At 64.3% G+C, this 14,379-nt stretch carries 15 protein-coding genes; 6 read left to right on the plus strand and 9 right to left on the minus strand.

The window, feature by feature from the left end; translation table 11 throughout:
- Positions 1-118: 118 nt before the first annotated feature.
- A complete protein-coding gene (locus ACQY4S_RS09595) occupies positions 119-292 on the plus strand; it encodes a YdcH family protein (protein WP_428484976.1) in 174 nt (57 codons plus the stop codon).
- A 27-nt stretch (positions 293-319) separates the two neighbouring features.
- On the opposite strand, the gene ACQY4S_RS09600 is transcribed toward ACQY4S_RS09595, so the two are convergent.
- Positions 320-898: a DUF1013 domain-containing protein gene (locus ACQY4S_RS09600; RefSeq protein WP_428484977.1), complete on the minus strand. Its 579-nt coding sequence runs from the start codon at positions 896-898 to the stop codon at positions 320-322.
- 251 nt (positions 899-1,149) lie between these two features.
- Between ACQY4S_RS09600 and ACQY4S_RS09605 the strand changes: the two genes are divergently transcribed.
- Positions 1,150-1,341: a DUF1192 domain-containing protein gene (locus ACQY4S_RS09605; RefSeq protein ID WP_428484978.1), complete on the plus strand. Its 192-nt coding sequence runs from the start codon at positions 1,150-1,152 to the stop codon at positions 1,339-1,341.
- Between the two features lie 58 nt (positions 1,342-1,399).
- Here ACQY4S_RS09605 and ACQY4S_RS09610 read toward each other — a convergent pair whose 3' ends face one another.
- The gene (locus ACQY4S_RS09610) at positions 1,400-1,900 is read right to left on the minus strand and encodes an Hsp20 family protein (protein ID WP_428486251.1); all 501 of its coding nucleotides are present in this window, start codon (positions 1,898-1,900) and stop codon (positions 1,400-1,402) included.
- 160 nt (positions 1,901-2,060) lie between these two features.
- Positions 2,061-2,285 carry a 50S ribosomal protein L31 gene (gene rpmE / locus ACQY4S_RS09615; RefSeq protein ID WP_428484979.1) on the minus strand — a complete coding sequence of 75 codons (225 nt, stop codon included), beginning with the start codon at positions 2,283-2,285 and terminating at the stop codon, positions 2,061-2,063.
- Positions 2,286-2,470: 185 nt separating this feature from the next.
- Between rpmE and ACQY4S_RS09620 the strand changes: the two genes are divergently transcribed.
- Positions 2,471-5,056 (plus strand): MMPL family transporter, encoded by a 2,586-nt coding sequence (locus tag ACQY4S_RS09620; RefSeq protein WP_428484980.1) that lies wholly within the window; start codon positions 2,471-2,473, stop codon positions 5,054-5,056.
- A 124-nt stretch (positions 5,057-5,180) separates the two neighbouring features.
- On the opposite strand, the gene speB is transcribed toward ACQY4S_RS09620, so the two are convergent.
- Positions 5,181-6,155, minus strand: coding sequence for an agmatinase (gene speB, locus ACQY4S_RS09625; RefSeq protein ID WP_428484981.1), 975 nt, complete (start codon positions 6,153-6,155; stop codon positions 5,181-5,183).
- Positions 6,156-6,384: 229 nt separating this feature from the next.
- Here speB and ACQY4S_RS09630 point away from each other — a divergent pair, with 229 nt between their 5' ends.
- From ACQY4S_RS09630 to ACQY4S_RS09640, 3 genes are read left to right on the plus strand one after another with little or no spacing between them, the layout of a single operon-like run.
- A complete protein-coding gene (locus tag ACQY4S_RS09630; RefSeq protein WP_428484982.1) occupies positions 6,385-7,935 on the plus strand; it encodes a carboxylesterase/lipase family protein in 1,551 nt (516 codons plus the stop codon).
- 18 nt (positions 7,936-7,953) lie between these two features.
- Positions 7,954-8,958: a phosphotriesterase family protein gene (locus ACQY4S_RS09635; protein ID WP_428484983.1), complete on the plus strand. Its 1,005-nt coding sequence runs from the start codon at positions 7,954-7,956 to the stop codon at positions 8,956-8,958.
- A 5-nt stretch (positions 8,959-8,963) separates the two neighbouring features.
- A complete protein-coding gene (locus tag ACQY4S_RS09640) occupies positions 8,964-10,565 on the plus strand; it encodes a GMC family oxidoreductase (protein ID WP_428484984.1) in 1,602 nt (533 codons plus the stop codon).
- Positions 10,566-10,578: 13 nt separating this feature from the next.
- Here ACQY4S_RS09640 and ACQY4S_RS09645 read toward each other — a convergent pair whose 3' ends face one another.
- From ACQY4S_RS09645 to ACQY4S_RS09665, 5 genes are all read right to left on the minus strand, one after another.
- A complete protein-coding gene (locus ACQY4S_RS09645; protein ID WP_428484985.1) occupies positions 10,579-11,094 on the minus strand; it encodes a hypothetical protein in 516 nt (171 codons plus the stop codon).
- A gap of 27 nt (positions 11,095-11,121) precedes the next feature.
- Complete coding sequence (locus tag ACQY4S_RS09650; RefSeq protein WP_428484986.1) at positions 11,122-11,463, minus strand: general stress protein; 342 nt, start codon at positions 11,461-11,463, stop codon at positions 11,122-11,124.
- A 224-nt stretch (positions 11,464-11,687) separates the two neighbouring features.
- The gene (locus ACQY4S_RS09655) at positions 11,688-12,668 is read right to left on the minus strand and encodes a DUF2891 domain-containing protein (protein ID WP_428484987.1); all 981 of its coding nucleotides are present in this window, start codon (positions 12,666-12,668) and stop codon (positions 11,688-11,690) included.
- Entirely contained in the window at positions 12,665-13,618 is a 954-nt protein-coding gene (locus ACQY4S_RS09660) for a DUF979 domain-containing protein (protein ID WP_428484988.1), read from the minus strand. Before ACQY4S_RS09660 ends, ACQY4S_RS09655 begins: the two co-directional genes overlap by 4 nt.
- Positions 13,615-14,325 carry a DUF969 domain-containing protein gene (locus ACQY4S_RS09665; RefSeq protein ID WP_428484989.1) on the minus strand — a complete coding sequence of 237 codons (711 nt, stop codon included), beginning with the start codon at positions 14,323-14,325 and terminating at the stop codon, positions 13,615-13,617. Before ACQY4S_RS09665 ends, ACQY4S_RS09660 begins: the two co-directional genes overlap by 4 nt.
- Between the last annotated feature and the right edge of the window lie 54 nt (positions 14,326-14,379).

Here is a 14,379-nt window from a genome sequence, read left to right on the forward strand (position 1 = left end):
CATTTGAGCGGTTGAATTTTGACTGGCGCCCTTTGCGCCACTGGCGTTACGATCTCCTGCCGTGTCCGCCGCGGCGGTCGCTGGCAACCAACCGGTTTTGAACGGAGGTAGCAAGCCTATGACGTCTAATCCACGCCTCGAGGCCCTCAAGGGCCGCCACGAGTCCCTGGAAGACCGGATCACTGACGAGGACCATCGGCCGCGGCCCGACTCCGAAGCGCTCACGCGGCTCAAGATCGAGAAACTGCACATCAAGGAAGAGATGGAGCGGCTAAAGGCGAGGCCGGACTGAACCGACACGAAAAACCCCGCCCCGCCGTCAGGCGGCCTCATCCGCCTCCGGCGGCGGCGGCACGGGAACCGCACGCCCTTCCCGCTCCAGCCGCTCATTGGCCTGCGACACCGAAGCATTCAGGTCGGTCTGGCTGCACAGGCCCAGAATGACCGGGTCGCGCGGCTTGATGTTGGGGCTGTTCCAGTGCGTACGTTCCCGCACCTTCTGAATGGTCTCCTTGGTGGTGCCGAGCAGCTTGCCGACCTGGGCTTCCGAAAGTTGCGGGAAGTTGCGGAGCAGGAAGGCAATCGCATCCGGCCGGTCATTCCGCTTGGCAACCGGCGTATAGCGGGAACCGCGCAGCCGCTTCGGCATGGGCAACGTGGTCGCAGCCAGCGTCAGCCGAGCGTTCGGGTCGGCCTCGCAGCGACGGATGCTCTCCTGCGTTGTCTGACCATTGGCGACGGGATCGTAGCCGTTGATCCCCTGCGCGACCTCCCCATCGGCAATCGCCTGGACTTCCAGCGGATGCATGCCACAGAATTCGGCGATTTGCGTGAATGTGAGGGCAGTCTTGTCAATCAGCCATACGGCGGTGGCTTTGGGCATCAACGGAAGGGTCATTGCTTTGATACTCTCAGGATCGCCGGCCGACGCTCTTCATGCTGACACTGTCCCAAGTAGGTCCCATGCGGCGATCGGCGCGGGTGACAAGTCGTGAACGCGACCAAGTAAGCCATATGACAAGGTGAAAGAGGTGGGTCAAGCCGATCCTGACGCTAATGTGTCGCCCAGCACGCATGGCTGGCACGTTAAAGGGTGGGCACCCAGGGAACCATCTTGAATCGGCCATCTTGAATCGGGAGGTATGACATATGGCACACGACGATGACCTGCCGGTGCGCAAGCGGCGTCGGCTGGAGGCACTTGTTCTCGATAGTCTCGGGGTCGATGAACTCCGCGCCTACATCGGTGAATTAACGGAGGAAATTGCCCGCGTGGAAGCGGATATTGGCCGTAAGCAGGGCCACCGAAGCGCCGCCGACGCTTTTTTCAAGCCGAGATGAGTAAAAGGGGGCCGGATAACCGACCCCCTTTCCTGAAACTCGAAACGGCTGCCGCTGATCAGGCTGCCTTTACTGGCGCCTGCGGGTCATTGGCGATCTCGGCCGGAGTCGACGCACCTGGAAGTGCCTCGGCGGCAGGCAAACTGCCGATTGTGATCTTACGGGGCTTCAACGCCTCGGGCACGACACGCTTCAGACCAACATGCAGCAAGCCGTGCTGCAAGTCCGCGCCTTCCACGACCAGATGGTCCGCAAGCACAAAGCGCCGCTCGAACGCCCGTCCGGCGATACCGCGATAGAGAATCTCCGCCCGCTGGCCTTCGTCTGACACGCGTCCTGAAATGAACAGCGTGTTATCCTTGACCGTCAGATCGATTTCCTCGGGACGGAAACCGGCGACAGCCATCGTCAACCGATAGGTTTCGTCTCCGGTCTTCTCGATATTGTAGGGGGGGTAGGACTGCGCTTCAGGCATTGAAGCTGCTGTATCAACAAGCCGAGCAAGGCGGTCGAAGCCGATGGCGGTGCGAAATAGGGGTGCAAAGTCAACGCGAGTCATGAAAACCTCCTGCAAAGCAAGGTCTGCTGTTAGGTTGCCCGGTGGGCCAACCCGTCAAAAGCTCGGAAACCCCAGAGGGCGTATCCGACAACGCAGGATTTAAGCTGGTAAAGTCGCGTATTCAAGGCGCTGCGTGCAAAAAACGGCACCCCAGTTGACGCTATTTCTTTATGCCAAGCCCGGCAAACTTCTTGTTGAACTTCGCGACCTGTCCGCCGCTGTCCATGATCCGCTGCACGCCGGTCCAGGCCGGGTGAGACTTCGGATCGATGTCCAGACGCAGCGTGTCGCCTGGCTTGCCCATGCAGGACCGAGTGGTGAATTCGCTGCCATCGGTCATCACGATTTTGATCTCATGATATTCAGGATGAATGCCGGTCTTCATGATCAGGTGTCCTTCGTTCTGGCGCCGCCGATCCCGACCGGCCGCGCAAGCCGGCGGCTATAGCCGGCTGTCGTGTTCCACTCAAGCGCATCCTGACACAGCGTTCCACCACGACGGCAAAACCGATAGACCCGGCTCGGCGGAGCGACTATCAGGGCCGACCACTTTAGAGACACGCCCTGTCGATGCTGATCCGACTTCTCGTAAGCCTGGTCGATCTTAGCCGCCGCAACGCCGTGTCGTTCGTGCTGGCAGGCGTTGTCCTTGTGGCGTTTTCCGCCTGGTTTGCCTCCAATCACCTCGGCGTCACCACCGACACCGACCTGTTGTTCTCGGACCGCCTGCCCTGGCGGCAGCACGCCGCCGAGATGAACAAGGACTTCCCGCAGTTCCGCAACCTGCTGGTCGCCGTGGTCGATGCGCGCATCCCGGAAGAAGCCGAAGCGACCGCGGCGGAGCTGGCACACCGAATGAGCGCGGATACCGCGCGTTTCGAGACTGTCCGTCGGCCGGACGCCTCACCGTTCCTGCAAAAGGAAGGTCTGCTGTTTCTGTCGCTGAAGCAGCTTTCCGCCCTGATGGATCAGACGATCGACGCGCAGCCTTTTCTGGGCCAGCTTGTCGCTGATCCGTCCGCGCGTGGTCTGTTCGCCGCCCTGTCCTTGCTGGGCATGGGCGTCACCGAGGTCGGCGCCGACCTGACGGCGTATGTGAAGCCAATCCTCGGCTTCCACCAGGCGATGGCGGACGCGCTGTCCGGGCACCCGACACCGCTGTCGTGGCAGGCGCTACTCGGCGGCAGCCTGTCTGACCTGGCTGGTCCCTACCGGTTCGTCCTGGCGCAGCCGAAGCAGAATTACGGCGCGCTGGAACCGGGCGGCGCGGCGACCCAGGCGATGCGCGCCATCATTGCCGATCTTCCCTACGTCAAAGCCGGCGACGCGCAGGTTCGGATTACCGGGCAGGTGGCCCTGGCCGACGAGGAATTCGCCTCGGTCGCGCAAGGCGCGGTGCAGGAGCTGATCGGCAGCGTCATGCTGATCACCCTGTGGCTGTTCCTCGCCGTTCACACCTGGCGTCTCATCCTTCCAATCCTCATGACCCTCACGCTCGGCCTCATGCTGACGGTGCTGTTCGCCGCCGTCGCGGTGGGCACGCTCAATCTGGTGTCGGTTGGCTTCGGCGTGCTGTTTGTCGGCATCGCGGTTGATTTCTCGATCCAGTTCTCGGTCCGCTTCCGCGAGTATCGATTTGAAACCGGCGATGCGGCTGCGGCGATGACCGAGACGGCGCGCCGCGTCGGGGTGCAGATATTGATCGCCGCGCTGGCCACGGCGGCAGGGTTCCTGGCCTTCGTGCCGACCGATTTCTCCGGCGTGGCGGAGCTTGGGCTGATCGCCGGTGGCGGCATGATCATCGCATTTATCTGCACGCTGGGGTTGCTGCCGGCGGCGATCACGCTGTTCCGGCCACCTGGCGAACAGGCCGAGGTCGGCTTTGCCTGGGCGGCGCGGATGGACCCAGTTGTCGTCCGCTGGCGTCGGCCAATCCTGCTGGTCTCCGCGCTGCTGGCGGTCGCCGCGGTCGCATCCTCGCCGTTCTTGGTGTTCAACTCCGATCCCTTGGCGACAAAGAACCCGAATACCGAGGCGGTACGCACGCTGCATGACCTGATCAACAATCCGGTGACCAACCCGTACACGATCGACATCCTCGCGCCGAATGCGAAAGCGGCGGCGGCACTGACGGACCGTTTGAAGGTCTTGCCGGAGGTGTCGCAGGTGATCAGCATCAACAGTTTCGTTCCGGATGATCAGGCGAAGAAGCTGGCGGTGATCGCGGACGCCAACAGTATTCTGGCGCCGACGCTGGCGCCACGTGGGACGCCCGCGCCGGCCACGCCGAATGAAATGAGGATGGCGGCAAAAGCCGCACTGGCCCAGATCGATCCGGCACTGAAGAAGCTGCCGCCCGACCACGCCCTCGCGTTGCTCGCCAATGACCTGCGGCAAATGGAAACCGCCTCGGATGCGGTTTTGAATATCACCAATAAAGAACTGACGCGGTTTTTACCTGAACAGCTTGATCATCTGCGGCTGGCTTTGAGCGCGCAGCCGATCACCCTGGCCTCGATCCCGGCTGATTTCGCGCGCGACTGGCTGCTGCCTGACGGGCGCGCGCGGATCCAGGTTAATCCGAAGCCCGAGTTTCATACGCCGAGCGGCCTGCGGCGATTCGTTGCGGCTGTCAGCGCGATCGCGCCGAATGCCGGCGGCTCCGCGGTGACAATCGAGGCAACCAGCAACACGATCACCGGGGCGTTTCGCTCCGCCGCGATCTACGCGCTGATAGCAATCGCCATTATCCTGTTCGTGCTGCTGCGCCGGTTGCTTGATGTCGTGCTGGTCATGGCACCGCTGCTGCTGTCGGCGCTGCTGACCCTGCTGGTTGCCGTGACACTGCCCTTGCCGTTGAATTTCGCCAACATCATCGCCTTGCCGCTGTTGCTGGGCGTAGGCGTCTCATTCAATATCTATTTCGTGATGAACTGGCGGGCCGGTCTACGCAATCCATTGGGAAGTGCCACAGCCAGAGCCATTCTGTTCTCGGCCTTGACGACGGGCACGGCATTCGGGTCGCTGACGATGTCGGCGCACCCAGGGACAGCGAGCATGGGAAAGCTCCTGCTGATCAGCCTGGCGTGCACATTGGTGGCCACTCTGGTGTTCATCCCGGCGTTGCTGGCGAACCTGTCTCGCAAAGGGTCTTGAAGCATGCAGTCGCGCTGGACCGTGCCGGCACCGGATCTGCAAGGCAAAGCGGTGCGCCATGATCGGGCACCGGTGGGAAATGCAGTCTCGAACGATCATGGTCCAGGCAACACGCTGGACATGTTCAGTGCGTTGCCTGACGCATCTCCCTTGCTTCCGCGAGAAGACAAAGAATCTCGAACAGGATCGACGCACCGTTGAACGCCGTCAACGTGCCGACATCGAAGGGGGGCGAGACCTCCACCAGGTCGCCGCCCACGAAGTCGATGCCGCGCAATGCGCGCAGCAGACGCAGCGCCTCCAGCACGGTGATGCCGCCGGCTTCGGGTGTGCCGGTGCCAGGTGCCTGGCTGGGATCAAGGCTGTCGATGTCGTAGCTGAGGTAGACCGGACCGCCGCCGACGATGCGACGGGCTTCCTCGGCCGCGGCAAGCCAGCCGCGGTCGGCGAACTCCTCCATCGGCAGCACACGCATGCCGCTGCGCTGGCTAAAGCCCCACAGGTCGGGATCATTTGTCGTGCCGCGAATGCCGATCTGGATCACCCGTCGCGGATCGAGCAGGTTTTCTTCCACCGCGCGCCGGAACGGGGCGCCGTGATGAAAGCGCGAGCCCATGTAGTCGTCGCCGGTATCGCAATGGGCATCGATGTGGATCATGCCAATGGGGCCGTTGGCCGCCACCGCGCGCAGGATCGGCAGGCTGATCGCGTGGTCGCCGCCGACCGACAATGGCACAATCCCCGCGCCGGTCAGGCTCCGGAAGAATGTCTCGATTTCCCGCAACGCCGTCTGCAACTCGTATGGCTGCTCGATCCAGCAGTCGCCCAGGTCACGGACGCGCGCCGTGGCAAACGGGGCGATGCGGGTCGCGCCGTTGATCCGCCGCAGCAATGTCGACTGCTCGCGCACCGCGCGGGGACCGTGGCGGGTGCCCGAACGGTTGGTAACGCCGCCATCGAACGGAACGCCGATGATGCCGATATCCACCTGATCAGCCTGTTGTGATGGCGGCGTGCGGAAGAAGGTCGCGATGCCGGTATAGCGCGGATGCGCCTGGGGGTCCTGGAAATCCTGGTATTTCACCGGCTGCTTGATCATGCATCACCCTTTCGCTGCGGTACGCGAGTATTCCACAGGCTGACCGATTCTGGCGCAAGCGGATTGCCATCGACGATGGCCTGGGTGTGGTCGCACCGGCGACGGATCGCCTGATGACGACAAGTGCCTCGCCCTTGAATGCCGACCGCGTCTCAATTGGCCCGTCCGCCCTTCCCTACCCGCCGTCTCGTCCGGCATGCTGTGCTCCGTCACGCGGGGGAGGACGGAAATGGACCAGATCGTTGAGACGACGGCCGGCAAGGTGCTTGGCGTTGTCGATGAACAGATTGTTTCGTTCAGAACCATTCCCTATGCGGCCGCCACTTCGGGGATGAATCGCTTCCTGCCGCCCTGTCCGCCGGCCGCCTGGTCCGGCCTGCGCGACTGCACCAGCTTCACCGGACACTCGCCACAAGCCGGTCTGGCACCGGTGCCGATCCCCGATCTGGCGGACTTCTCCGGCGCGCCGGATGCCTCGCCCGAAACGGAAGACTGCCTGACGGTCAATATCTGGACGCCAGCAGCAGATCCGGCGGCGAGGCGGCCGGTCATGGTGTGGTTCCACGGCGGTGCCTTCGCCTACGGCAATGCGAATGCGCCCCGCCTGCGGGGCACACGGCTGGCACGGCGCAACGATGTCGTGGTGGTGTCGGTTAACCAGCGGCTGAACATCTTCGGCCATCTGGATCTGTCGGCGTTCGGCGGCGAAGCCTTCCGGCACTCTGGCAATGCCGGGACGTTGGACATGATCGCCGCGCTGGAATGGGTGCGGGACAACATCGTCGCGTTTGGCGGCGATCCCGGCAACGTCACGATATTCGGCGAATCCGGCGGCGGCGGAAAGGTCAGCACGCTGCTGGCAATGCCGCGGGCGGCGGGGTTGTTCCATCGTGCGATCATCCAGAGCGGCGCGGCGGTGCGGCTGCGGACCCGGGAACGCGCACTGGCGCTGACCGAATGCGTGCGCCAGCACCTGGGATCGTCAGCCGCGACGATCGATGCGCTGCAGACCGTTTCGGTCGAGCAGCTTCTCGCCGCCATCGGACCGGCGCAACAGGCGCTTGGCCCCTCGCCCACCCTGCTGTTCGACCGATATCCGTTTGGGCCGGTGGTGGATGGGGACCTGCTGCCGGCGCACCCGTTCGACCCAACGGCGCCGGATGTCTCCGCCGACATCCCGCTGATCATCGGCGACATGAAGGACGAGACCGCCAACTTCCTGGCAGTCGATGAGCGCGTCTGGCACCGCACGCTGACGGAACAGCAGATGCGCGAGAAGGTGGCCAGCATTGCCGGCACGCAAACCGATCGTGTGCTCGATCTGTATAGTCGTTTGTATGGTCATTTAAACCCGGCGGAGCGGCTGATCGCGATCACCACTGACAGCAATTTTCGCATTCGATCGCTGGTGCTCGCGCAACGACGTGCGGCAAAAAACCGAGCCCCAGTCTGGATGTACTCCTTCGACTGGGAAACCCCGGTGCTCGGCGGTCGTCTGAAAGCGCCACATGCGATGGACGTGCCGTTCACCTTCAACACCCTGGACCTGACCAACGCCACCGGCGGCAGCAGGGAAGCACAGGCGCTGTCGGATACCATGTCGTCGGTGTGGGCGACGTTCGCGCGCAACGGCACGCCGCGGCACGCCTCGATCCCGGACTGGCCGGCCTATGACGCACGCACCAGGGCAACACTGATCCTGGACAAGGTCTGCCGAATCGAGAACGATCCCAGGGGCGAAGGCCGGCGGCTCTGGCAGGACATCACCGGCACGCTGTAGAACCGGGGGAAACGACACATGCGGGTTCAAACGGTCACCGGCCCGATCGGCCTGGATCAACTCGGCCGCACCTTGATGCATGAGCATCTGTTCATTGCCTTTCCAGGCGCGGAATTCGACCCCACCGCGCGCTTCGACCGCGCCGGCTTTGTTGTCGAGGCGGTGCGGCGCCTGCGGCAGCTTCGTATCGAGCATGGGGTGCAAAGCTTCGTCGATCCCTGTCCGATCGAACTCGGCCGCGACGCTGGTCTGATGCGCGAAATCGCCGAGAAGTCGGAGCTCAACGTGGTGTGCACCACTGGCTTTTATTTCGAGGACTTGGGCCTGCCGGTCTATTGGCGCGCCCGCACGGTGCAGGAGATCGCGGAATTGTATATAAGCGAGATCACGCACGGCATCGCCACGACCGGCATCAAGGCCGGCGCCATCAAGGTCGCCACCGGGGCGCCCGCCATCACGCCGCTGGAGCACAAATTCCTGGAAGCCGCCTGCATCGCGCAGCAGGCCACCGGCGTGCCGATCATCACCCATACCCAGGACGGCTGTGCCGGCCCGGACCAGCAGACGGCCTTCGCGGCGGGCGGCGTGCCGGCGCACCGCTGCCTGATCGGGCATTGCTGCGGCAATGCCGATCCGGCCTATCACCGCCGCATCGTCGATGGCGGGTCCTACATCGGCTTCGACCGCATTGGATTGCTGCGGTTCCAGCCGGACGAAGTGCGTGCCGACAACCTGGTCCGCCTGGTCAGAAGCGGGCATCACGCGCAGATCATGATGAGCCAGGATCGTTATTGCGGCTGGTTGGGCAAGTTCCCCCGCCAGATCTCGGACCAGGAGCAGGCGCGCATCGAGGCGCTGCGGGCGGATGGCGAATGGCCGCCGCCCTACACCTATCTGTTCACCAATTTTGTGCCGATGCTGAAGGAACGTGGCCTGTCGGGACACGAGATCGACCAGATCCTGCTCGACAACCCCCGCCGCTTCTTCGCCGGCGAGGCCCTGCCGCGCCCAAACCAGGTCTGAGGCCGATGCAGGCGGATTACATCGTCGTCGGCGCCGGATCGGCCGGTTGCGTCGTCGCCGCTCGATTGAGCGAAACCGGTGCCAGGGTGATCCTGCTGGAAGCCGGCCCAAGGGACTCGCTGCCGTGGATCCACATCCCGGCCGGCGTCCTGAAGCTGTTGCACCATCCTGTTGTCAACTGGAACTACAGCGCCGAGGCAACGGCGGGCAGCGCCGGACGGCGCATCCACTGGCCGCGTGGTAAGACCCTGGGCGGGTCGAGCTCAATCAACGGGATGCTGTATGTGCGCGGCAATCCCGCCGACTTCGACGGCTGGGCACAGATGGGCTGCCGTGGCTGGAGCTTCGACGATGTCCTGCCGTACTTCCGCCAGTCAGAAGACTACAAGCAGGGTTCCGATCCTGACTATCGCGGCAAGGCTGGCCCGCTGAAGGTCGAGGACTACCGCACGATCCTGCCGCTGACGCACCGCTTTATCGAGGCAGCGCAGCAGGCCGGTCATCCGTTCAGCAAGGACCTGAACGGACGGCAGCCGGAAGGCGTCGGCTATTCGCAGATGACGCGCAAGGGGCGCTGGCGCGGCTCGACCGCGCAGACCTTCCTGAAGCAAGCGCGGGGCCGCCCAAACCTGCAAGTGGAAACCGAGGCACTCGCAACCAGGCTGCTGTTCGAGGGGAAGCGCTGCGTCGGCGTCGCTTTCCGGCAGCACGGCAAGGATAACGAGGTGCGCGCCGCGAAAGAAACGATCTTGTGCGGCGGGACAGTCAATTCGCCGCACCTGCTGCAGATTTCAGGCGTCGGACCGGCGGAGCATCTGCAATCAATCGGGGTCCCGGTCGTCCATCACCTGCCCGGCGTCGGCGCCAACCTGCAGGATCATTACATCGCCAGGATTTCCCATCGGGTGCGAAATTCCATCTCGATCAACAAGCTGTCGCGCGGCACCCGCCTGGCGCGGGAGGCTTTGCGCTTCGCGATTGAAGGCCGTGGCGCACTGACCTTCGGTGTCACGACAGTCCAGGTATTTTGTCGATCCTCATCGGAAAAAGCCAGCCCCGACCTGCAGCTTCTGTTCACGCCTGCGAGCTACGACGCGGCAAGGTTTGGTGCGCTGGAGCAGGAAGATGGCATGACAGTCGCGGTCTGTCCGGTGCGCCCCGACAGCCGGGGAACAGTCATGGCGCGCGGTCCGGATCCGACGTCGGCGCCTGTCATTACGCCAAACTATTTATCTGATCCAAACGACGCGCGGGTACTGATCGCCGGCATGCGCTTCACCCGCGACATATTCTCATCCCCCTCGATCGCCCGGCACAGTGTCGTGGAGACATTGCCCGGCCCGGAAGTCACGACGGACGATGCCATGCTGGACTACGCCCGCCGTTTCGGCACCACGATCTATCATCCGGTCGGCACCTGCCGAATGGGCGAAGGACCCTCGTCGGTCGTGGATCAGCGGCTCCGGGTAAATGAAGTGGCGGGATTACGAGTAATCGATGCCTCGGTGATGCCGACGCTGACGACCGGCAACACGAATGCGCCCACCATCATGATCGCGGAGAAAGGCGCCGCGATGATCCGGGAAGATCACGCGACGCCGACCTGAATGGCTCGGTGTCCTATTCAATCGTCTCGATATTCGTCGCGCCCGCCGCGCGCAGGATGTTCGTAGCTTCCGCCACATTGGCTGCCGTACGCGTTCGAACAGACAGCATCAGCCCGCCCTCGGCGGCTTGTGCTTCCCGAGCCTGTTGCTCCGCACCTGACCCGGCGCCAATGACAGCCGTCGTCGCACCGCCCGCGGCGCCACCCGCCACGACAGCGGCCGCTATAGCGGGCGCCGCGGCACCGCCTGTCGCGATTGTAATACCAGCGGCCGCCAACGCCACGGCGGCGCCGACCGTACCGCCGCCGAGGGCCCTTGCCTGTTGCGCGTCCACCCCCGTGGAAGCGGGCTTGGTCGCGCTTTCCGAAGCTGCCTCGTCCAGTGAATGACCCTGGGTGGGCAGAGTCAGGTCAGCGCGGTCGAAACCCGACAGCGACAATTTGCTGACCGCGTCCTGCATGTGTTGTGGATCGCTGAATGTCGCGCGGACCTCGCGCAGATTGCTGACACCACTCGGATTGTCACTCATGTAAGACCCCTTCTGCCAGAATGCAGTCTATAATCGATCCGACGCACGTCCAGTTTTCCTGCCGGCCGCGGCGGCCTTCTCATGGTCTTCGGCAAAAACACCAGGATTGTGCTCCGACCCGTGCTGCTCGTTGGCAACCTGCTGCTCATGTCTGCCGCCGGTGACGGCGCGGCCCGATAGGCCGCCCTTGCGGCCAGCCTCCGCCGCCCGCTCACGATCATTGGCAAAGTTGCCCGAACTGTGCTGGCCGCCGGTATGACCGGCCCGGGACGCCTTCTCACGATCTTCGGCGAAATTGCCCGGATGGCCTTTATGTTGCTGTTCGGCCACTGGAGTCCCTCTTTTGTGGTTGTAAGAAACGAACCGCACGTTGTGCGATCCGATATGGAATCAACGGATCGACGGAAAGCGGGTTGTCTTCACAAATCCCGTGAGGAGCCGCGACGCATTTCGCCGCTTTCGTCTATTTAGTAAAGCCAGTGCATGGCGCCACGGGATTGTTAACTGTCATGTGGGAATCAAGCGACTGTGCCTGGCACACCGCCGCTACCGTTCGAAAACCTTGGCAGCGCCGCATGGGGTACGACAACTCTCTATTCCAGCGCCAGCACGGCGAAGCTCGCCAGCCAGTGTTCGCCCATGTAATCATCCCCAAGATGCGGCAGACTCGCATCGATATGCGCCTGGGCCGTCTGCCGCACCGCCGCCGGGTCCGCCGTCAACCCCGCCAACGCCCGCCAGCACCACGCTCGGCTCAGGTTCAGCCCGTCGAGGTGTGCGATCTTGCCATCCGCCCGATTGCTGACCGTTGCCGGCGTGAACAGCGTCGCCGGCTCCCGCCGGTCAAGCCGCGGCAGGAAGCGCGCGAACCACGGCCGGAATTCCGCCGCCGGCAGAGCGGCGCGCATGCACTCGGCCTCGATCAGCGCGGGCGACAGGAACTCGTCGCCACCGGGCTCCCAGGCCTGGCAGTCGGCGTCCGCCAGATACCAGCGCCGAGCGGTCTCGATCAACAGGGCTCGCAGCGCGGGGTCGGGATAGTCCAGCGCCAGACGGACCGCGAACGCGGTGCTGGAGTGGACACCAGCGCGGATTGGGTAGGTCGCCAGCGGCAGGAACGTCCTGAACTTCTCGGCGAACAGAGCCGCCAGAGGCTGCAAGGCGGCGGACCATGCCCGCCCCTCTGGCGTGTCATGCAGCGCCAGTTCGGCCGCGAGCTTCAGCAGCCAGGCCCAGCCATAGGGACGCTCGAACCCCAGCGCGCCGGGGCGGCCCAGATAGGCACACTCCCCGGCGACGCGTTCAGGCACCAGATGTTCGTCGAACAAGGCACGAATCGCCGAAGCCACGGGGATGGCGGGAAATTGCCGGTACAGATGCGCCAGCATCCAGTAGCCATGCACACAGGAATGCCAATCGAAACTGCCGTAGAACACCGGATGCAGGTCACGCGGGCCGCGTGCGTCCTGCGGCCCGGACAGCACATGGTCCAGCTTGTTCGGATATTCGCGCGTGACATGACCCAGAGCCAGGCCGGCGAACCGATCCGCCAGATCGGGCGTAAGCTGCGTCATCGCGGGAAGGCCAGGAGATACATGAGGATGATGTTTCCCAACAAAAGGATCAACGCGGTTGGCACCTGCACCCGGATCACGCCATTCCGATCCGGCAGCTCCAGCAGCGCCGCAGGCACGATGTTGAAGTTGGCGGCCATCGGCGTGACCAGGGTGCCGCAAAATCCGCTCAGCATGCCGATCGCGCAAACCACCGCGGGATCGCCGCCGAATTTATGCACCACCAGGGGCAGTCCAATCGCCGCCGTCATCACCGGGAACGCGGCGAAGGCGTTGCCCATGATGGCGGTGAACAGCGCCATGCCGATCGCGTAGGCGGCCACGACCAGCAGTCGCGTGTCCAGCGGCACGTAGTCGTTCAGCAGTCCGGCGATGACGGTGCCGACACCTGCCAGCGCGAACACCGCCCCAAGTGCCGCCAGCATCTGCGGCAGGACCGCTGCCCAGCCGATCGTCTCGACCAGCCGCCGAGCCTCCCGCACCGGGGCCAGTACGGGGGGACGCAGCAGGAGCAGGGCCGCCGCAAGCCCGACGACCACGCCCAAGCCGAGGGAGATCAGCGTCGCCTGCGTGGGGTCGATCAGCGGGCGGCCGCCGATCACCACCGATTTCAGCAACAGCGAACCGATCAGCGTGACGCCGGGGATCAGCAGCGCCGGCACGAACAGCGCATTGCCGTAACGTTCGGCACCGGCGACGCGTTGCGCCGGCGTCGTGGTGGGTGGTGCGCCGCGGCCGAGGCCAAGCGCCGCCAGCGCCACCATGACCAGCACCAGCACGCCATTCGCCAGGTCCGGCAGATAGGAGCCAGCGCCGAAGCTGACGGCATACAGCCCCCAGAAACCGGCGCTGAGGAAGCGCCGCGGGTTTGCCCGGTCGAGCGCCGCCTCGATCGCGACGGCGGCGAACATCAGCCCCGCCAGATCGTAGATCATCGGCAGCGTGATCATGGCGCGCGCTCCGCCGGCGGCGTTACTAACGCCGGCTCCGCCGTCTCCGCCTGGCGTCGCAGGCGCCGATCCAGCAGAAAAAGTCGGCAGACGTGAACAACCAGCGCCAGCGCGGCGGTCGGCATCGCCCAGACGCTGAGGTGCAGCGGTTGCACATTGATGCCGTTGGTCTGCAGGAAGCCCTTGATCAGCAGGATGGACGCTATGGCGATGAAGATGTCCTCGCCGAAGAACACGGCGATGTTGTCCACCGCCGCAGCGTGGGCGCGGATCAGGTAGTTGGTTTCCGTCGTCTGCGGGCCGAAGCGGCGTTCGGCCGCGGCCTCCGCCATCGGCGCGATCAGCGGCCGCACCATCTGCGCCTGGCCGCCCAGCGCGGTCAGGCCCAGCGCGGCGGACAGTTGCCGCACCACGAAGTACAGCATCAGCACGCGTCCGGTGGTCGCCTGCCGGGACCGCGCGATCAGCACCTGCGCGCGTTCGCGCAATCCGGCGCGTTCCAGCAGACCGATGACCGGCAGCACCAGCCAGACGATGCCAACGTAGCGGTTCGTGGTGAAGGCGTGCCCGAGGGCGGAGATCACGGCCACGATGTTCAGCCCGGCCGCCAGCCCGGTTGCCAGCGCGGCGACCGTGACGACCAGCAGCGGATTGATGCCGGCGACGAAGCCAACAACGACAATGACAATACCGCAGAGGGTGAGCATGGCGACTCCTTAGGGGCGCCTCACTTCAACAGGCATCCACAGCGCCGACAAGGC

Source organism: Rhodopila sp., from assembly GCF_965276935.1.
Taxonomy (GTDB): domain Bacteria; phylum Pseudomonadota; class Alphaproteobacteria; order Acetobacterales; family Acetobacteraceae; genus Rhodopila.